Origin of the sequence: Jeotgalibacillus malaysiensis (assembly GCF_044789845.1) — a bacterium.
In the GTDB taxonomy this organism is placed as follows: domain Bacteria; phylum Bacillota; class Bacilli; order Bacillales; family Jeotgalibacillaceae; genus Jeotgalibacillus; species Jeotgalibacillus malaysiensis_A.
Genome location: NZ_CP085252.1, coordinates 2,352,813 through 2,373,418, shown reverse-complemented (window position 1 = coordinate 2,373,418; position 20,606 = coordinate 2,352,813). Strand labels below are relative to the sequence as shown.

General features: G+C 43.0%; 15 protein-coding genes, 1 riboswitch and 1 other annotated feature. Of the genes, 9 read left to right on the top strand and 6 right to left on the bottom strand.

Features of this window, described 5'->3' with window-relative positions:
• Positions 1-7: 7 nt before the first annotated feature.
• On the bottom strand, positions 8-2,137 hold the full coding sequence (locus LG330_RS12685; RefSeq protein WP_404404385.1) for a cell division FtsA domain-containing protein: 2,130 nt from the start codon (positions 2,135-2,137) through the stop codon (positions 8-10).
• A gap of 203 nt (positions 2,138-2,340) precedes the next feature.
• Between LG330_RS12685 and LG330_RS12680 the strand changes: the two genes are divergently transcribed.
• From LG330_RS12680 to motS, 4 genes are all read left to right on the top strand, one after another.
• On the top strand, positions 2,341-3,420 hold the full coding sequence (locus LG330_RS12680) for a bifunctional 3-deoxy-7-phosphoheptulonate synthase/chorismate mutase (protein ID WP_404404383.1): 1,080 nt from the start codon (positions 2,341-2,343) through the stop codon (positions 3,418-3,420).
• 175 nt (positions 3,421-3,595) lie between these two features.
• Positions 3,596-4,594 carry a catabolite control protein A gene (gene ccpA / locus LG330_RS12675; RefSeq protein WP_404404381.1) on the top strand — a complete coding sequence of 333 codons (999 nt, stop codon included), beginning with the start codon at positions 3,596-3,598 and terminating at the stop codon, positions 4,592-4,594.
• A 121-nt stretch (positions 4,595-4,715) separates the two neighbouring features.
• Positions 4,716-5,525: a MotA/TolQ/ExbB proton channel family protein gene (locus tag LG330_RS12670; protein ID WP_404404379.1), complete on the top strand. Its 810-nt coding sequence runs from the start codon at positions 4,716-4,718 to the stop codon at positions 5,523-5,525.
• Positions 5,512-6,234: a flagellar motor protein MotS gene (gene motS, locus LG330_RS12665; protein ID WP_404404377.1), complete on the top strand. Its 723-nt coding sequence runs from the start codon at positions 5,512-5,514 to the stop codon at positions 6,232-6,234. The genes LG330_RS12670 and motS overlap by 14 nt, the downstream gene beginning before the upstream one ends.
• Before the next feature lie 13 nt (positions 6,235-6,247).
• Here the strand turns inward: motS and LG330_RS12660 are convergent, their stop codons facing one another.
• The 3 genes from LG330_RS12660 to LG330_RS12650 are packed head-to-tail and all read right to left on the bottom strand — an operon-like array spanning position 6,248 to position 8,703.
• Entirely contained in the window at positions 6,248-7,441 is a 1,194-nt protein-coding gene (locus tag LG330_RS12660; RefSeq protein WP_404404375.1) for an acetoin utilization protein AcuC, read from the bottom strand.
• Positions 7,411-8,058 carry an acetoin utilization AcuB family protein gene (locus tag LG330_RS12655; protein WP_404404373.1) on the bottom strand — a complete coding sequence of 216 codons (648 nt, stop codon included), beginning with the start codon at positions 8,056-8,058 and terminating at the stop codon, positions 7,411-7,413. Before LG330_RS12655 ends, LG330_RS12660 begins: the two co-directional genes overlap by 31 nt.
• Before the next feature lie 12 nt (positions 8,059-8,070).
• Complete coding sequence (locus LG330_RS12650; protein ID WP_404404371.1) at positions 8,071-8,703, bottom strand: GNAT family N-acetyltransferase; 633 nt, start codon at positions 8,701-8,703, stop codon at positions 8,071-8,073.
• A 199-nt stretch (positions 8,704-8,902) separates the two neighbouring features.
• Here LG330_RS12650 and acsA point away from each other — a divergent pair, with 199 nt between their 5' ends.
• Complete coding sequence (gene acsA, locus LG330_RS12645) at positions 8,903-10,621, top strand: acetate--CoA ligase (protein WP_404404369.1); 1,719 nt, start codon at positions 8,903-8,905, stop codon at positions 10,619-10,621.
• An 87-nt stretch (positions 10,622-10,708) separates the two neighbouring features.
• On the opposite strand, the gene LG330_RS12640 is transcribed toward acsA, so the two are convergent.
• On the bottom strand, positions 10,709-13,726 hold the full coding sequence (locus LG330_RS12640; protein ID WP_404404367.1) for a transglycosylase domain-containing protein: 3,018 nt from the start codon (positions 13,724-13,726) through the stop codon (positions 10,709-10,711).
• A 146-nt stretch (positions 13,727-13,872) separates the two neighbouring features.
• Positions 13,873-14,085: a binding site (T-box leader), on the top strand.
• 66 nt (positions 14,086-14,151) lie between these two features.
• Between LG330_RS12640 and tyrS the strand changes: the two genes are divergently transcribed.
• Together tyrS and LG330_RS12630 are read left to right on the top strand one after the other, a co-directional pair.
• Positions 14,152-15,414 (top strand): tyrosine--tRNA ligase, encoded by a 1,263-nt coding sequence (gene tyrS, locus LG330_RS12635; RefSeq protein ID WP_404404365.1) that lies wholly within the window; start codon positions 14,152-14,154, stop codon positions 15,412-15,414.
• A 168-nt stretch (positions 15,415-15,582) separates the two neighbouring features.
• Complete coding sequence (locus LG330_RS12630; protein WP_404404363.1) at positions 15,583-17,103, top strand: FAD-dependent oxidoreductase; 1,521 nt, start codon at positions 15,583-15,585, stop codon at positions 17,101-17,103.
• A 42-nt stretch (positions 17,104-17,145) separates the two neighbouring features.
• Here LG330_RS12630 and LG330_RS12625 read toward each other — a convergent pair whose 3' ends face one another.
• On the bottom strand, positions 17,146-18,309 hold the full coding sequence (locus LG330_RS12625) for a DUF4317 domain-containing protein (protein ID WP_404404361.1): 1,164 nt from the start codon (positions 18,307-18,309) through the stop codon (positions 17,146-17,148).
• A 626-nt stretch (positions 18,310-18,935) separates the two neighbouring features.
• A riboswitch (SAM riboswitch) is annotated at positions 18,936-19,024 on the top strand.
• A gap of 77 nt (positions 19,025-19,101) precedes the next feature.
• On the opposite strand from LG330_RS12625, the gene LG330_RS12620 reads away from it, so the two are divergent.
• Entirely contained in the window at positions 19,102-19,821 is a 720-nt protein-coding gene (locus LG330_RS12620) for a phosphoadenylyl-sulfate reductase (RefSeq protein ID WP_404404359.1), read from the top strand.
• A gap of 17 nt (positions 19,822-19,838) precedes the next feature.
• Complete coding sequence (cobA, locus tag LG330_RS12615) at positions 19,839-20,606, top strand: uroporphyrinogen-III C-methyltransferase (protein WP_404404357.1); 768 nt, start codon at positions 19,839-19,841, stop codon at positions 20,604-20,606.

The following is a 20,606-nucleotide window of genomic DNA, read 5'->3' as shown; positions in this document are numbered from 1 at the left end:
TAACTTGTCATGAATGTATAATTACTTCGAGTGCATCGCCAGGCATGATTGGAGAGGACAGTGCACAATCTTCCCCGTTTTTCTTAATTTCAATTTTTGTAGCCGAAGCTGGAGGACTCCAATCTACATAATTAAATATGTCCTGAAAAATCATACCTTCTGAACTTGTTTTAATTTCAATCGAATCTCCACTTGTAAGCTTTTCATGGTCCCCTAATAAAACTCCGTCTTTAAAAACCCGGGTAGATGCTGATGAAATTTTAATTTCCTGATGATTAAAATAGACTATCCCTTTGCTTTCGATCATATTCATGGTCTTCTTCAATTCTCCTACCGTCCTTGGCGGAACAGGAGGGCAGGATAGCTGGTCTCCATTTTGAATCGTCCGATTAAGCTTTTTAAAAGGGAAGGACTGACCATTATGAATAAAAACATGATCCCACTGAGGGAAGTAGGTGCCTTTTCCGTCTATATTGAGATAAAAAGTATTTTCAGGTTCGGGCAGGATCATACCGGCTTTTGAAAATGCTTCAGCTGCAGTCATTTTCTGCTCAATTGTAATGTCATCGCGGTCCTGAACCAATGTTTCAACATCTCGTTCACTGCCGTTTACAAAAGCTTTTCTTTTAATCTGATAAAGTCTGCTGTTAATTGTCACATCCATTGTCAGGGATTCTTCAAGTAAGTCTTTTATCTGGACAGCGGACTCTGCACCGTTTTTTCCTGCTTTAACAATCAGCTCATCGTTTGCCTGTATTGGAGAATTAAAGTCGCTCACCTTCCCGTTAATCATCAATACAGGAGGGAGTCCGTGCGTGCCGGGAAGGGTGACGGTGCTGCCATTGATTTTTACAATTTTTGCGAGACCGGGTTTTCCATAAAGTCTTGGTACACTTAATCCGGCCGAAAGGATCGCATCACCTGCTGTGAGCTCCCTGATTTCAAACAGCCTGACGTCATGTCCATTTACTTTAACAGGCATATAGTTAATAGGCATTTGGTTCGCTGCAATTGCGATACCCGCAGGTGTGACGAGTTCAGGTCCGACAGCCGTTTTCTGACTCAGTTTCAAGCCCTGGATCGCTTCTATACCCCGAATCGCGACTCTATTTGCAGGGAGGTTTAATTTCTCAGCCAGCTTTACAGTCAGCTCAGGTGTAAGGCTGCCACCTCCAACAAGCATGACTGCTTTAGGGGATGATTCATGATTAAGGGTGAAAATTTCCCTGGAAATAGCGTCGGCGAGCTGATCAACTGCCGGAAGAATTTCTTTGATGATGTCTTCTTTAGAAAGCTTTTGAGTAAACCCGAGTATATCTGTAAACTCAATCTCTTCATCGAAGCTGGTTAAATCCCTCTTCAGCTCTTCAGATGCATTAAAGTCGAGAAGAAATTGGTCGCTCAGTGCTTCTGAAATTTCATCACCTGCCACAGGTACCATCCCGTAAGCGGTAACTGTACCTTCATTTGTAATGGCAATATCTGAGGTACCTGCACCAATATCGACCAGTGCTACATTCAGTCTGCGCATAGATGGAGGAATCAGTACATTAATCGCCGCGATCGGCTCAAGCGTGAGTGCATTCATTTTCAGACCTGCTCTGTGAAGCGAGGCAAGCAGTGATTCTACGACAACACGTGGGAGAAAGGTTGCGATGATTTCAACGCCTGAGTGATCCCCAAGCTGGTCTTCAAGGCTGCCAATTTCCTGATGGTCGAGCTGATAGCGAATGACGGAGTAACCGACGCAGTGATAGTGCTGACTATCTTCACTTGCAGCAGCAGCTTCCTGAGCAGATTGAACGGCACTTAATTCCATATGTAAGATATCCTGCTTAGTCAGTGCTTTATCAGCTGGCATTTCTTTTGAATAGGCCGCTCTCTGCGTTTTTAAAGCCCGTCCGGCGGCTGCTACAGAGACCTCTTTTAATGGCCCGTGGGTTTCTTCAAGCTCCTGTTTGATTTCTGTAATAAGTGAAGCGACTGCCGGGACGTGATGGATCTGGCCGTCGAGCATGGCGCGTTCTTTATGTTCCTTTTGAATGTAATCAATCAGCTCATAACCTGATGGATCCACGGTCATGATCAGACCAACAATTGAACGGGTTCCGATATCCAATGCAAATAGTTTTTTCACAACTGCACACCTGTCCTTTTACGCTTTACCGCTTAAAAGCGTTTAATTAATAAAATATTTTACGTGACTTTTTAAAAAACATCATATATAATGATCTACAATTGATCGGCTGAAACCTTCTATCAAAATGTAACACAATTCAGATAGATGGAAAAGACAGCTAGACAATCAATGGTATTTTCAAATGAAAGGAATGTTTTGTTATGACGAATATTGAATTAGACCAGCTTAGAAAGAAAGTAGATGAGATGAACCTTCAGCTTCTTGAACTGATTAATCAGCGTGCAGAAACTGTACAGGAGATTGGACGTGTAAAAGAGAAGCAGGGAATGAACCGTTTCGAACCTGTTCGTGAGCGGGCGATGCTTGATCTTCTGAAGGAGCATAACAAAGGTCCGTTTTTGAATTCTACCATTGAGCATATTTTTAAAGAGATCTTTAAGGCAGGACTTGAATTACAAAAGGATGATCACCGCAAAGCGCTGCTTGTATCCCGGAAGAAGAAAAATGAGGATACAATTGTAACGCTGAAAGGTGAAAGCATTGGTAATGGTACGCCTCAATTTATCTTCGGACCATGTGCGGTAGAATCATTTGAGCAGGTTGACGCTGTTGCTGAGCAAGTGAAAGCGAAAGGGCTGAAACTGCTTCGTGGCGGAGCTTACAAGCCGAGAACGTCTCCATATGACTTCCAGGGGCTTGGACTTGAAGGTTTGCAGATTTTAAAGCAGGTAGCAGACAAGCATGACCTTGCAGTCATCAGTGAAATTGTAAACCCTGCTCATATTGAAGAAGCAGTGGATTACATTGACGTGATCCAGATCGGTGCCCGTAACATGCAGAACTTTGAACTGTTAAAAGCTGCAGGTGCATCCAAAAAGCCTGTACTGCTAAAGCGCGGTCTGTCAGCAACTATTGATGAATTCGTTAATGCTGCTGAATACATCATGGCTCAGGGTAACGATAAGATTATCCTTTGTGAGCGTGGAATCCGTACGTATGAAAAAGCAACAAGAAACACACTTGATATTTCAGCAGTGCCGATTCTGAAGCAGGAAACGCATTTACCTGTATTCGTAGATGTAACACATTCTACCGGTCGTCGTGACCTGTTACTGCCGACTGCCAAGGCAGCACTTGCTGTAGGAGCTGACGGTGTGATGGCTGAAGTACATCCTGATCCGGCAGTTGCACTGTCAGATTCTGCCCAGCAGATGAACTTCGAGCAATTTGATCATTTTTGGAACGCAATCCAGGAATACCTGGGTGTACATGCTAAATAATTGAACAAAATCTGAAGCTTTGTCATAAAGCTTCAGATTTTTTTTGATTTTGTTGAAAGCGCCTTATCAGTCGAGTATGATAGGGTAATTGAGCAATACTAAGTTATTAGTTCGTTTTAAAGGATTTTTCGTGTAAAATGAAAATAAATGAAAATGGATCAAAGGAGTGCTGTCAATGAACATTACAATTTATGATGTAGCGCGTGAAGCAAACGTCTCAATGGCGACTGTTTCACGGGTAGTGAATGGAAACCCGAATGTAAAACCTGCAACCAGAAAAAAGGTACTTGAAGTAATCGAACGACTTGGATACCGTCCAAATGCTGTAGCGCGCGGTCTTGCAAGTAAAAAGACAACAACTGTCGGCGTCATCATTCCTGATATTTCAAATATCTTTTTCGCTGAACTTGCACGCGGGATTGAAGACATTGCGACCATGTATAAGTACAACATTATCCTGAGCAACTCAGATCAGAATGAAGAGAAAGAACTTCATCTCCTGAATACCATGCTTGGTAAACAGGTGGATGGGATTGTATTTATGGGCGGCCGTATTACGGAAGAGCACGTAGCTGAATTTCAGCGCTCACCAGTTCCAATTGTGATTGCAGGTTCTGTAGAAGAGACAAACCAGACACCTTCAGTTAATATTGATTACTATCAGGCTTCAGTGGATGCTGTGTCATCACTGATCGAAAAAGGGCATAAGCATGTTGCCTTTGTCAGCGGACCATTCCACGATACAATTAACCGCTCAATGAAGCTTGAAGGATACAAAGCTGCACTGGAAAACAATAACCTGACGTATAATGAGGATTTTGTATTTGAAGGAGATTACACATATGACAGCGGTCTTGATGCCTGGGCGAAGCTTCGTGAACTTGATCAGAAACCAACAGCTATTTTTGTCGGAAATGATGAAATGGCACTCGGCGTCGTACACGGTGCGCAGGATGAAGGGCTAAATATTCCTGATGACATAGAGGTAATGAGCTTTGATAATACAAAGCTTGCTTTAATGGTACGTCCTCAGCTGACATCAGTTGTTCAGCCGCTATATGATATTGGGGCAGTTGCTATGCGCCTGTTAACAAAGCTGATGAATAAAGAATCAATCGACGATCAGACAGTCGTACTTCCTCACAGAATTGAAGAGCGACAGTCTACGAAATAATTGAGATTCACCCTTAACAATCATTTACTATCAGTCGATATATATAATAGAGAAAATGTACATTCGAGCCGGTCGGGGGTTTCCCGGCTGGCTTTTATTAAAATGATGGGGAGTTTAGACAATGAAACGTTTTGATGCTTTAACACCGGTTGGCGTTATAGCGGGGATACTATTAATTGCCGGAGCGATTTTATGGAACAGCGGGTCAGATGGATTTTCATTCTTCTTTCACCTGCCGTCTCTCTTGATTGTGATTGGAGGCGTACTTGCTGCATTGACAGTCACATTTCCTGTAAACGAATTAAAGAGAATCCTGATTGTCATGTTTCAGGCTTTTAAACAGCAGCCGGCTGACGTCAAAGAAGTAGTCAGTCTCTTTATCAGGCTTGCTGAAATCGCCAGGAGAGAAGGGCTGCTTTCGCTTGAAAGAGAGCTTGAGGATATTAAAGACCCTTTTATGAAAAAAGGAGTATACCTTGCGATTGATGGAGTGGAAAGTGACACGATTACCGAGATCCTTGAAGCTGAAATTCAATCACTCGAAGAAAGACATAAGCGCAATAGAAGAATGATTGAAAAAGCTGGAGATTATGCACCGGCCTGGGGAATGCTTGGTACGCTGATTGGTCTTGTACTAATGCTGCAGGAGTTAAATGACCCTTCAGCAATCGGACCGAATATGGCGATTGCATTACTTACGACTTTTTATGGCGTACTTCTTGCTAACCTGGTGTTTCATCCGATTGCAAGTAAGCTTGCACAGAAAACAGAAAAAGAAATCTTTATGAAACAGGCAATGATCGACGGTGTCATCGGTGTTCATCATGGTCAGAACCCGAGAGTACTTGAGGAGCAGCTATCTGTCTACCTTTCTGAATCTGACCGGGTCATTCCCTATTTAAAAGAGGCAAAGTCCGATGGCAAGGCGTAAACGATTTATTTCAGTCAGTCCTTCTGAAAATAATACGCCTAAATGGATCGTTACTTTTGCAGATTTTATGATGCTGATTCTCGTATTCTTTATTTTATTATTTTCCATCTCACAGGTTGATAGTGAAAAATTCGATTCCATTTCCCAGTCTTTTAGAAACCAGGGGGTCTTTGATCAGTCAGATACAGTCATTCCATTTGATGAGGAGTGGCTTGAAGAAGAGATCAGAGAGGATCAGGAGCTTCAGACGCTCTATCAGGATATCAATTCATTCCTGCTTGAGAATGACCTGACTGATCAGGTTACAGCTTCCCAGACGGACCGTGGCGTTGTGATCACACTGCAGGAGCAGGTACTATTTGACTCAGGCCGTGCAGAACTGCTTACTGAAGCAGAGCCGGTGCTTCAGGAGGTAGGAAATCTGCTTGAAGACATTCCTAACTTTGTCCGGATAGAGGGGCATACAGATAACCGTCCGATTCAGACAGCTGTTTATCCTTCGAACTGGGAGCTCTCAGGTGCCAGAGCAAGCAGCGTGGTGAGATACATGCAGGAAAGATATGAGATCAGCTCAGAACGTTTTGCAGCGGTCGGATACGGTGATACAAGACCTGTCGCTGAAAACGATAGTCCCAAAGGCTGGGCGATGAACAGAAGAGTGGAAATTGTCATTTTGAATCAATATCTGAATGAAAATGAATCACAATGAAAAACCAGGGAGCTTATCCCTGGTTTTTCGATTTCTGGAGCGGATATAATGCTTTTTCTACTGACTGGGCATTTTTTTCGGTAATTTCTTTTTTACGTGGTATAGCTTTATAAACGCCTTCAGGATCACGCCATGTTTTGATTAATGGAACTGGTGAAGCATTCTGCCACTTTTCAATCCATTCTTCAGGAAGGTCTCCTGAATCAGGATAATTGCCGCTCATTTCCATCCAGACCCGTGACCAGGCCCTCGGCACGACACGCCAGATGTCATATCCGCCACCACCTACAGCAATCCATTTACCTCCGCAGTACTCGTGTGCCAATTCATGAGCAAGTTTAGGAATTTCTTCATATATTCTCATCGTGGAAGACAGATGAGTCAGCGGGTCAAGGCAGTGTGCATCTGCACCATTCTGGGTCAGGATCACATCCGGCTTAAAGAACTCAATGACTTCTCTGAAAGAACGCTCATACGCTGCAAGAAAAGAATCATCCTCTGTAAAAGCATCCAATGGAATATTAAACGCACAGCCATAACCTTTCCCGTGTCCGCGCTCATTTACAGCACCCGTGCCAGGGAACAGGTATCGCCCGGTTTCGTGCAATGATAACGTACAGGAGGTGGGGTCATCATAAAACGACCACTGTACACCGTCACCATGATGGGCATCAGTATCAACATATAATACTCTGGCATTGTATTTTTCCTGCATATAACGGATCGCCACTGAGCTGTCATTGTATATGCAAAATCCTGAAGCCTTTCCTCTGAATCCGTGATGCAATCCGCCGCCAAGGTTCAGTGCATGCAGCGCCTTCCCTTCCATGACCATGTCAACGGCGGTCAGAGTACCACCGACCAGTATGGCGCTTGCTCCGTGCATATCCTTGAAAATGGGTGTATCCTCCGTACCAAGTCCAAAGTTCTCTGCCTTTTCTCTCGGCAGCTCACCTTTACCAGCCTGTTTGACCGCTTCAATATAAGATGCATCATGCACCAGTGCGAGCTCTTCATCAGTTGCTAATCGGGGCGGGATAATGTCCGAATCAGAAATAGCCCCTGAAAATTTTAACAAATCAAGCGTCAGCTGCAGTCTTTTCTGATTAAAGGGATGATCTTCAGAAAAACGATAGTTTAATAGATCATCGGAATAGATAAAAACTGCGTCTTTTTCTACAGTGGAGAACTTGGAAGGTTTGGCCATAAAACTTCATGCCCTTCTTCGCGTAAATCTTCAATGACGGACATTGGATTCATTGTTTGTACGCGGAATACTAACACTTTATACTTTTCATCGTGCCGGTCTGGATAGACCAGCACTGAATGAATATTGGAATGGTTTTTACGGATAATACCTGCAACCTCATACAGCATACCCTGTTTATTTGGTACCTTTACCTCGATCTGGGAGCCGGGTTGTGTTGCCCCGGTTAATTGAACAAGCGTATGAAGAATATCTGTTTCCGTAATCATTCCGACCAATTGATCTTCACTGACAATGGGCAGGCATCCGATTCTTTCCTCCATAAATGTAACAGCTACCTCTTCAACAAAATCAAGCGGGTGGCCTGTTATGACTGGTGTGGTCATAATATCAAGCAGCTTTGTTTCAAAAAGCCCTTTGCTCTCTGCTGTCTGAAAAGGGGAGGGTGAGAATTCTTTTATATCTCTATCGGTAATGATGCCAACAACTTTTCCGGTCACGTCGGTTACAGGAAGGTGCCGAACTTTTTCATTGCTCATTAATTCAATTGCTTCACTTAAAGTAGCGTCAGGCGCAAGTGTATGTACATCACGCACCATCATGTCTTCAATGATCACTGGTCATTCCTCCTAATACATAAATCGATTCATGAATCTGAGCTGATCGAATTTCTGAATAGATTCAGGGTCCACACGTTTACCAATCCGGGCCATCAGACAGTTTGCTGGATGAGAGCTGATTTCAGGATCATCAGTTGCATAATATTCAAGCCCGCCGGCATTCATCATTTTCTCCATTACTTTTCGGTAGTCCCACACGTTAAGACCGGTTCCTTTTAAATCCCAGTGCCAGTAATATTCAGTTGTGATCACAATATAATCTTCCATTGCATCATCCATCATTGAAACCCTGAGTAAATTTTTACCTACAGAAGCCCCCCGGTATTTCGGAATCACTTCAATAGCGCCAAGTTCAATCAGATTATCCATTTTCCCCTGAGACCATCTTTCGAGCGGGTCCGGATAAAGGTAAGTTACATAACCAACAATTGTATTATGATCTCTTGCAATAATAATTCTGCCTTCAGGTAATCCTGCGATTTCAATCAGTGCTTTATGCTGCTGCTCAGGTATCCTGAACGCAACGAGGTCTTCGTGAAATTCCATTGATGCGAGTTGATCCTTTGATACAGGTCCCTCGATCATAATCGCACCTTTTGCTGTTTTCAGTTCTTTTGCATTGTAAAGTTTCGGATGGTCCATTTACTGTCACCCACATTTCATAGTAGTCCTATTATACAGCATACCCTATTGTTAAAAGCGCTTTCAACAAAAAGCAGAAGAGAAATGGTTATTGCTTATTTGAGAAAGCAGAATTTGTAAAACGGAATATTAAAAAAATTGAGATAATAGTGGAAGTGTACTATACTGTAAAAGAACTTGTACATAGGGGGAAGATAATATGAAATTGGAAGCGCTACCAGCAGTTAAAGGAGACTACAATCTTCAAAACTATGAATCTGCAGTTGAATCATTCGACTGGAGTGAGGTAGAAAAGGAATTTTCATGGCATCATACAGGCAAGATCAATATGGCGTATGAAGCAATCGACCGTCATGCTGAAGGGGATAAAAAGAACAAAATCGCATTGTATTACCGCGATGCGAACCGCAACGAGAAATATACGTTCAGAGAAATGAAAGAAATGACGAATAAAGCAGCAAATGTGCTGAAAAGCCAGGCGGATATTGAAAAAGGAGACAGAGTATTTATCTTTATGCCGAGATCTCCTGAACTGTATTTTGCGCTGCTTGGCACCCTGAAGATCGGTGCCATTGTCGGCCCGCTCTTTGAAGCATTTATGGAAGGAGCAGTCAGAGACCGTCTTGAAGATAGCGATGCAAAAGCAATCATCACGACACCTGAACTGCTTGAGAGAATTCCGGTGGATGAACTGCCTAACCTGAAGCATGTGATCGTCGTTGGCGACAACGTGACTGAAGCAGGCAAATATATCGACTTCAATCAGCATTTTAGTGAGGCTTCCCGTTCATTTGACATTGAGTGGCTCGAACAGGATGATGGTTTGATTCTGCATTATACATCAGGTTCAACAGGCAAGCCAAAAGGTGTGCTGCATGTCCAGCGTGCGATGCTGCAGCATTATCAGACTGCCAGATGGGTCCTTGACCTGAAAGACAATGATATTTACTGGTGTACTGCTGACCCGGGCTGGGTAACAGGAACATCTTACGGTATCTTCGGACCGTGGCTTACTGGGACAACCTCTGTGATAGTAGGCGGTCGCTTCAGCCCTGAGGCATGGTACCAGACGCTTGAAGACTATGAAGTCACAGTGTGGTACAGTGCTCCGACAGCATTCCGTATGTTAATGGGAGCAGGGGATGATCTGGTTAAAAAATACGATCTTTCCAACCTACGTCATGTACTGAGCGTAGGAGAGCCGCTTAACCCGGAAGTGATCAGATGGGGGATGAAGGTGTTTAATCACCGTATTCATGATACGTGGTGGATGACTGAAACAGGTGGACAGATGATCTGTAATTATCCTGCAATGGAAATCCGTCCGGGGTCAATGGGTAAGCCGGTCCCAGGCGTAGAAGCAGCCATTGTAGATGATCAGGGGAACGAACTGCCACCTAACCGCATGGGGAACCTGGCGCTTAAAAAAGGCTGGCCATCCATGATGAATACCATCTGGAATAACAAAGAAAAGTACGAATCTTATTTCATGCCGGGTGACTGGTATGTATCAGGGGATTCTGCTTATCAGGATGAAGATGGATACTTCTGGTTCCAGGGCAGAATTGATGATGTCATTATGACTTCAGGTGAGCGTGTAGGACCGTTCGAAGTGGAAAGTAAGCTTGTAGAGCACCCTGCGATCGCTGAAGCCGGCGTTATCGGAAAACCAGACCCAGTGCGCGGTGAAATTATTAAAGCGTTTATTGCACTTCGTGAAGGATATGAGGCAAGTGATGAACTGAAGGAAGAAATTAGACAGCATGTGAAAAAAGGTCTTTCAGCGCACGCAGCACCAAGAGAGATTGAGTTTAAGGATAAGCTGCCTAAGACAAGAAGTGGTAAGATTATGCGCCGCGTATTAAAGGCGTGGGAGCTTGATCTGCCAACAGGCGATTTATCCACAATGGAAGATTAATAGAGTGAAAATCCGTTCTGTAATCAGGACGGATTTTTTTATACGAAAAAACCAGGATTGCTGATGCAATCCTGGTTAATTTGTTGTCTAGCCTTCGTCACCTTCGTCTGGATCTTCATCAGCCGGAGGTTCTTCTTCAGATGGTTCCTCCTCAGCAGGAGGCTCTTCTTCGGCAGGTGGTTCCTCTTCAGGTTCCTCTTCAGCCGGAGGTTCTTCCTCGGCAGGAGGTGTACTTCCGCCACCATTGCCACCGCCGTTACCATTACCATTACTATTGCCATTACTATTTCCGTTTCCGTTACCATTCCCTGCATTTCCACTGTTTCCATCATTGTTATCTTCCGGTTCAGCAGGCTCAGCAGGTTCAGGGTCAGGTTCAGCGCCAATTCTCACTTCATTTGATCTTGCAGACTCTTTACCTGCTACATCAACTGCCACGACTTCATAAGTACCGGCAGGAAGTGTTCTGGAATTATCATCATCATACTGACTGATGGTAACAACTCTTGACCCTGAATAAATCCGGTATCCAATCACATCTCCGCTGCCTGAATTTGTCCAGCTGAGCGTTGTGCCAGATACGCTTGCTGTAACAGGTGATGGATTTGATCCATCATCATTTAATGTGTTATCAGCAACAAGCATGTTATCGAAAAAGCTGTTATTCTCAGGGAATAATTTAGAAGCATCTCCGCCATAAGGGTATAACATTGTTTCCGCAAAATCAGGGCTTAAAATCGCACCGGTGGATGAAAATTCATCCGGTGTTGAATCAAGTGCAATGTAACGCTGACCATTTCTTGTTACGTATTTAGAAGTTTCAAGTCCGGCATCTTCACCAGAAGGACTCCATGCAGTTGTAAACAAATCAGAAGTGACAAGTCCTGCAGCTGAACAAGCCTGACCTGCAGGTAATCCTGTAAATGAACAGAATGAACGGTTCACAACACCCTCAGGCTGCTGGAAGCTGTATTCCGGATCAATCATTTCCGTTCTGATTTCATTTACTCCGTTCATCATGAATGCCCAGAGGTTAATGGCGCGGACTGAACTCTGATCTCTTAACGTTTTAGGGGTATCATAGCCGAGCCACAATCCAAATGTAACTTCAGGGTTGGAAGCAATAAACCAGTTGTCTCTTGTTTCCTGGGATGTTCCGGATTTGCCAGCCCAGTCAGTTGAAAAGTTCAGATATCCCGGTGCACTTCGTCCTGACCCGATAGATGTTAAGGTATCTCTCATCATATCAAGTGTTACGTACGAAGCGGCAGGAGAGAACATTTCTTTTGATTCAGCCTCATGTTCAAATATAACGTTACCATTTCTATCTATTATTTTTGCGATCATATAAGGTTCATTGTACTGACCATAGTTCGCAATTGCAGCATAGGCAGAAACGTTTTCTTCAACTGTGATACCTTTTTGCATACCACCGAGAGAAAATGCAGGGTAACTATATTCAACATCATCAATTCCCTGTGGATCAATCACTTCAAGAAATTCTCCCGGAGTATAGCCTGACTGCAACATTCTTCCATAAAGGCGTGCAGCAGAAAGGTTATGAGAAGCAGCAAGTGCTGTTCTTGCTGGAATTAATCCATATTCTCTTCCAACTACATAGTTAGCAGGTTGCCATCCGTCAGGGCCTGTAAACGCAACGTCAGCTAATGGAGAACCTGCCCCAATCAAACCATATTCAATGGCTGGAGCGTACACAGCCAATGGTTTAATCGTTGAACCACTCGATCTATAAGACTGTGTTGCGTGATTTAGGCTGTTTCTTTCATGATCACGCCCGCCGGTAAAGCTGATAATCTTCCCGGTCGCATTTTCCATTAGGACCGTACCGACCTGTTCCTGTTCCATCACAGGGACAAAGCGGCCTTCTTCTGCGTCCCATTCTTCGCCTTCTCTTTCACCATCAAAACGTGAGTAATTATTCTTAACTTCTTCCATCTTGTCATAAACTTCTTTGTCAATCGTAGAGTGAATCTGATAACCGTTTTGACGCATATCTCTTGCAGCTAAAACAGAATATTTTTCTGAGAGTGTCTGACTGGCATCAACCTGAGCTTCAGAATAACCATCTTTTTCAGCAAGCATATACTTCAGAATATCCTCTGCACGTCGCTCTAACTCTTCTGTCACATAAGGATAACGTTCAAGTGCGCCTGAGCTTGGTTCCACAAAATCCTGTGTCAGATCGTATGCAACTGCCTCATCGTGTTCTTCCTGTGTAATCGCACCATCTCTGAGCATTCTCGAAAGCACTTCTATTTTACGATCTTTACCAGGTTGCAGAGCTTCCTCGTCCTTTAACTCTCCACCATTTGTGAATGGCGTATAGCCAAACGGTGCCTGTGGCAGCCCGGCGATAAAAGCAGCCTGCGGTAATGTTAATTCGCTCGCATTCACACCAAACAGTCCCAGTGCAGCCGTCTGAACCCCGGCAATATTTCGGCCGGAAGCATTTCTTCCCATATCAGCGACATTCAGATAAGCTTCTAAGATATCATCTTTTTCAAAGAATCTTTCAACCCTTAAAGCAAGCAGAATCTCTTTTGCTTTACGGTCAAATGAAACCTCGTTTGTCAGCACCTGATTTTTAATCAGCTGCTGTGTTAATGTACTACCACCAGTCTGATTGGCAGCGTTTGTGACTTCCTGGAAAATCGCACGCATGATTGCTTTTGGTACAACACCCTCGTGCTCCATAAAATACTCATCTTCAGTTGCAATTACTGCATCAATGAGCAGTGGTGAAACATCTTCAAGTGCGACTTCTTCTCTTTCAAGATCCGTTCTGATCTTTCCAAGATAAACATCATTTGCAAAATACAGATCTGATGTTTCGGTATAGTTATAAATATTTTGTTCAAGTGACTCTTGTGACTGAACCTCTTCATCTTTTACAAGAGAAGCAAAGTATCCTGCACCGACGCCACCGGCAAATGCAGCACCTATTACGATAAAAATTAAAAGTAATAATAGTAAATTCCAGAAAACCTGGTACGACGTGTGCAGTTTCCGTGGCAATCCGATCCGGTTTGAGGCTTCGCTCAGCCCGGCGATCCGCTCACGAAATGATTTATTTTGGTCTGACAATATAGATCATCCTCCTTGCAGCATCCTTACGATTATAACATATTTTATACAGCTGAAATGTAAATTTAAAGAGATTAAGAGAGTGAAACAATGACTTGACAGATGAAATTTATTTGTGCTAAAACTATCTTTATTAAAACACATATGTAAATGCATCGAAAAGAACGAAGTAGAGATCCTGATCCGTACAATTAGAGAAGCGGTGGTTGCTGCAAACCGCTACGGCAGGTGATCGAATTACATTCTTGGAGCAGTTCTCCCTTAGCTGGGAAACCGGAGCGATCCGTTATATCAATGAAGTGAGGAAGAGTGCATCTCTTCTTAAGCTGGGTGGTACCACGCATAGAAGCGTCCCTGCATAAATTGCAAGGGATATTTTTATGCGTGTTTTTTGTTTGACCGAATTGACTGAAGGAGGAAACAACATGGACTTATTACAGGATTTACAGTGGCGTGGCATTATTTATCAGCAGACAGATGAAGCTGGTATGAAGGAACTGCTTGAAAAGGAATCAGTATCACTATACTGCGGTGCTGACCCGACAGCAGACAGTCTGCATATCGGTCACCTGCTGCCGTTTCTAACAATGAAGAGATTTCAGGAACACGGTCACCGTCCGGTCGTACTGGTAGGAGGAGCGACAGGTCAAATCGGAGATCCGAGCGGAAAGAAAGAAGAACGTCAGCTTCAGACACGTGAACAGGTTGAATATAATGTTGAAGCCATTAAGAAGCAGCTTGAAAAACTCTACACTGCTGAAGGTGACAATAAAGCAATTATGGTAAACAACATGGACTGGATCGGTCAAATTGACATGATTACATTCCTGCGTGATTACGGAAAACATATCGGTGTGAACTACATGCTTGCAAAAGACACGATATCTTCACGTCTTGAAACAGGTATCTCATACACGGAATTCACTTATACAATTCTTCAGGCGATGGACTTTAATCATTTATACAAAGAGTTCAACTGCAAGCTGCAGATAGGCGGCAGTGACCAGTGGGGGAATATTACAACCGGTCTTGAGATGATCCGTAAAATGAACGATGAAGATGCAAAGGCATTCGGTATGACGATCCCGCTCGTCACAAAAGCAGACGGTACCAAGTTCGGTAAGACAGAAGGCGGCGCAGTATGGCTTGATGCTAAAAAGACATCACCTTATGAGTTTTACCAGTTCTGGATCAACACTACAGATGCTGACGTGATAAAATACCTGAAGTTCTTCACTTTCCTTGATAAAGACACAATCGAAGGACTTGAAAAAGCCGTGCAGGAAGAACCGCATCTGCGTGCAGCCCAAAAAGCATTGGCTGAAGAAATGACAAAAATGATTCACGGTGAAGATGCGCTTGATCAGGCTAAGAGAATTACTGCAGCACTATTCAGCGGTGACCTGAAGTCACTCAGCAGCTCAGAGATCCGTGAAGGGTTCAAAGATGTGCCGACACATAAAGTTGAAGAAGGTCAATCTGTTAACCTGGTTGAAGTTCTTGTTGATGCGAAAATTTCATCTTCAAAACGCCAGGCGCGCGAAGATGTAACAAATGGCGCTGTCTACATTAATGGCGAGAGAGTACAGGACCTTGGCTTCGACCTTGACGACTCAGTCAGACTCGACAACGAATTCACCATCATCCGCCGAGGTAAGAAAAAATACTTTATGATTCAATACGCATAATCCTTAAAAGCATCCGATTTAATCGGGTGCTTTTTTAATTCCATTTTAATGTTTAAAAGATACACTTAGCTGTCCTCCACTGGAAGGTCAGCGTTTTACAATGAACTTTGTTTAAAAAACCCAGTGGAAGGAAATGTTAGTACTATTGAGTTAAGGAGGTTTTTTAAAATGGGAGAATCATTTATCGATCAATATATTATTAACCAGTCATACTGGCTCGAAGACGGCGTGCCTGATGCAGAAAAACTGACTGATAACCATGAAACAGATATTCTGATTGCAGGAGCCGGTATCGCCGGCATCACAGCAGGACTGTTACTCGTGAAAGAAGGATTTAAAGTAACCATTGCAGATGCAAACCGGGTCTTCCAGGGCACGACAGGATATACAACGGCAAAAGTGACTGCACAGCATGGGATGGTATATGATCAATTTCTTTCTCAGCATGGAAAGGAAAAGGCGAAGCTTTATTACGACGCAAATACAGAAGCAATGAACTGGATGAAGCAGCAAATCAGTGAGCATGAGATTGACTGTGATTTTAGTATCCAGGAAGCAGGCATCTACACAATAGATCAGCCTGAACAGCTTGAAAAGGAGTGGAAAGCTTATCAGACGCTTGGCATAGAGGGGGAATTCACAGATGAAATGCCTTATGATATCGGAGCAGCGGCGGTATTAAAAATGCCGAATCAGTTTCAATTCCATCCGGTTAAATATTTAAAAGCGCTGCTGAATGAATATATCAAGCTCGGTGGAAAAATTTATGAAAAAACCAGATTACTCGATGCTGATGAACACAGCAATGGGGTAGAAGCTAATACAGAAGATGGGTATGTAATCAAAGCAAAAAAATTGATTGCAGCAACTCACTTTCCTTTTGTTGATTTTAAAGGGCTCTATTTCTCAAGGCTCAAGCCTGAACGTTCTTATACATCAGCGGCGATCGTTGATGATACTTTTGCAGAAGGTATGTATATCAGCGCGGAAAACCCGACAAAATCGATCAGAACGACTCCCTATAAAGATGGTAAAAAGCTTCTGATCATCGGAGGAGAAGGTCACAAGACAGGTCAAAATGATGTTGAAGGCAGCAGGTATCAGCGGCTGGAATCGTTCGCTAAAGCAAAATTCGGTGTAACAGACTTTAAATACAGATGGTCCTCACAGGATTTATATACAGTGAGCGGGATCCCTTATGCCGGACTTGTGACAGGTCATCATGACCACATTTATATTGCGACCGGTTTTAGAAAATGGGGCATGACAGGCGGAACTGCAGCTGCACATATTATCAGGGATTTAATTACACATAAACATAATCGTTTTCAGGATCTTTTCAATCCGGCTGATCACGATGTATCATCATCTATTGGCACATTTGTCAGCGAAAATGCCAATGTCGGGGCTGAACTTGTAAAAGGAAAACTGAAAAGTCCTGGCAAAACAGAGGATGATATCTTAAGTGGGGAAGGCGGAATCATTAAGGATAACAGCGGTAAAACCGGAGCCTATCGTGATGAAGAAGGTAAACTTCATAAAGTCGATATTACATGTACGCATATGGGCTGTGAATGCGCATGGAATCAGGATGAACGCTCATGGGACTGCCCGTGTCACGGTTCGAGATTCTCATTTGACGGAGCCGTACTCGAAGGACCTGCTGTAACACCTTTAAAGAAAAGATAAAAAAATCCCGCTTTACTGGCGGGATTTTTCAATTCTCTAACATTATTCTTCTCCAAATGCTTCAGGCAGCATCTTAAACCCGTCAATCTCTGCATCTTCCTCAATCTCAATCATAATACATCTCTTTCCTTTATAATTGACCTGTCTGACGTATTGCAGATCCTGCGGGCTGATGGAAATATTTGCGATCATGGTCTGGATTTTAATCGACTTCGTTTTGTATTTCGGTACAATGCTGCCGGCTTTTAATTCGTACGATTCATCATCAGTGATCAGCTGGAAGGCTTCTTTTATCTTATCTCCTTCAACTTTTTCACCACTGTTCGTCAGCACGCGTTCAACATCCTTATAATCAAGCTTTGGCGGCTCGTCCTCTTCGTTCTCTTCAATTGTCGTGTTAATTTCACTATATACTTTTGCAAGCGTAGAAGGGGAAAGGCGGTCACCGACGACGCTTTTAATCACTTCTTCAAATACTGCTTTATCTTCCTGCGCAGTCATGATTTCTTCACCGTTCAGTACCTCTTCGATAAAATGAAAATCCGGTTCATTTGCTTTTGGCGCTGCGTATAATACATGATTCACATCAGAAGCGTGATTTGTAATACACGGGAATAGAAAGCCGGTCATTGGATTTTTCAGGTCGATAACCGGATCGACTTCGACCTTATATTTAAATTCTTTTTCGATATAATCAAACTGAATTTCTTTTTTTGGCTCTTCAGTTTTATTGACAGTACACAGTGTAAACGGATGGGAGTAGACTGTATCACGACTGCTTTCTTCAGACGCTTCACTTCTTTTTTTAGTCGGCTTCATGTATTCACCACGGATAAATGTAATGACAATATCCTTTTCAAAAGGGTTCTGAATCATTTTCTCGGTCATCTGAAGCATCTGTTCCTGCCAGTCTTCACCTTCTCCAAGCAATCCTTTATGTAAAATCAGCTGACTGCTGTTTTCAGCATCACGCTTAAATTTTAGCTCAAATAATTTCTCATTCATTTGACCCGTCAGTACTTTTTTAAAATTATTCATAAACAGTTCCTGCTGATCACTGTCCAGCATTTCAAATGGCTGTCGCTGGTAATGATAAATATCTGTTGATTCCTTCATAATATACACATTAAAGATATCTGAAATTCTGAGCAGATCATTATCTGTTTTTAATTGTTTGCGAATATTTGCTACATCTTTCTTATCCACTCTGTTCACTCCTAAGGGTGATATTTTACGCTACATCATATTAACATAAGTCGCTTGGAAATGTTTAAAGGACCATTATATCTTTGCACCTCTGAAACAGTCTTTAACTTAGTTATAATTACTCTTTTACTTTCTGTACAGCAGTTAAAAACATAGTTCCTAAGTGAATTGTAAATATTCCAGAAGCATAGATAAGATTTTTTAACCTGAGTTGCAGAAAAGCCATTCCCTCAATTTTCTCTTTGACATATTACTTAATTGTGTTAATATCCAGCTCCAACTACACGTACGTTTGTTAAATTAACTCTTCACCTTCCTTCAAATAGTTGGTTTTGCTGTGCAAGTATTTTTGTCCAACAGCAACTTGTAAGTGAAGGGGTTTTTATAGTCAATGTTGCTACCATGAGCATACGCTGTAAAATATCTAAACGGTTTTTAGAAGAATTTATAAAAGATCCACGTTTTAAAGGCATCAAAAAGTCTAAGGCTGGAAAACGATTTTATTACTATTTATTTAATTTAGAATTTTTCAAATTTTTGGTTGTATGATCAGGTGACTCATGTTATCGTGGTTAAAACATACTAAAACACTAAGAATTATCGGTTTTATAAATTTTTGAAGCTATATCTTATCAAGAGAGGTGGGGGGCTTGGCCCTACGAAGATTCGGCAGCGGCTCACAAAGAGACAATGCCAATTCCAGAAAAGATAAGAGAGTGGGATGAATGATTTCTAAACCCCTCTTCTTATTTGGAAGAGAGGTTTTTCTATATCCGTAGAAAGGAGTCGACTATGACTAATACAGCTGTTACCTATGATAATTTCACTGGAGATCCGTTCAGTAATCTAAACGCTGATGATCAGACGAAAGGTGCTCTTGAGGTCCTCAGATGGGCTTACAAAGAGTATGACTCTATTACGTATGCCTGCAGTTTTGGAGCGGAGGGAATCGTACTCATCGATCTGATTGCAAAAGTGAAAAAGGATGCAAAAATCGTATTTCTCGATACCGGTATTCATTTTAAGGAGACATATGACCTTATCGAAAAAGTGAAGCAGAGATACCCGGCGCTTCAAATAGAAATGAAAAAGCCGGCCCTGACACTTGAAGAACAAGCAGAGGAACACGGTTCCGCTCTATGGAAAAGAAATCCTGATCAGTGCTGCTTCATCCGTAAAATTAAACCTCTTGAAGAAGCTCTTGATGGAGCAGAGGCGTGGGTTTCTGGACTGAGACGGGAGCAGTCGCTCAGTCGAAGCAATACGAATTTCGTTAACAAAGATGAACGTTTCCAATCGATAAAGGTATGCCCCCTTATTTACTGGACATGGGATGACGTCTGGTCTTATATCCGACTAAATGGGTTGAATTACAATGATTTGCATGATGAAGGGTATCCGAGTATCGGATGCATTCCATGTACATTTAAAGCAGAAAGTGGTGGTCGTGATGGCAGATGGAAAGGGATGGAGAAAACGGAGTGTGGACTCCATACAGGTGGTCAATCGTGATAAAGGAGAGTGGAGAAATGAGTAAAGTCTATATCGTAGGTGCAGGTCCAGGAGATGCGGACCTTATCACTATTAAAGGATTAAAGGCGATCCGGCAGGCAGACGTGATTTTGTACGATCGGCTCGTGAATCAGGATCTGCTGGAAGAAGCAGGTAGCGACACCCGTCTTGTCTACTGCGGTAAGAGTCCGGATCACCATTCATTAACCCAGGAAGAGATTAACACACTGCTTTGCGATTTCCAGGCGCAGGGGCTGACAGTCACCAGGCTGAAAGGCGGCGATCCATTCGTATTTGGACGTGGCGGGGAAGAAGCGGAAGTGCTGGCCGCACGCGGTATCCCTTTTGAAGTCGTACCAGGCATCACCGCAGGTATTGCAGCTCCGGCTTACGCGGGAATTCCAGTAACTCATAGAGAACACAGTTCTTCTGTTGCATTTATCTCAGGCGTAAGCAAACTCGGAATGGAGGATGAAGTGTACTGGGAGCATGTCGTGAAAAGTATGGATACTCTCTGCATTTACATGGGCGTCAGGAAACTGCCGGATATATGTGAAAGGCTGATCCGTCATGGAAAACCGGTAACGACGCCGATTGCGCTGGTCGGTTGGGGAACGACGGAATGGCAGGAGACGGTTACAGGAGAACTCGACACGATTGTAGAAAAGGCGGAACACATAAAAAATCCGGCCATTATAGTCGTCGGAGAGGTGGTCCGCTGCAGGGAAACCATCCAGTGGTTCGAAAAGCCCACAGAAGCGAAAGAAATGGAGGTCTCAGGATAA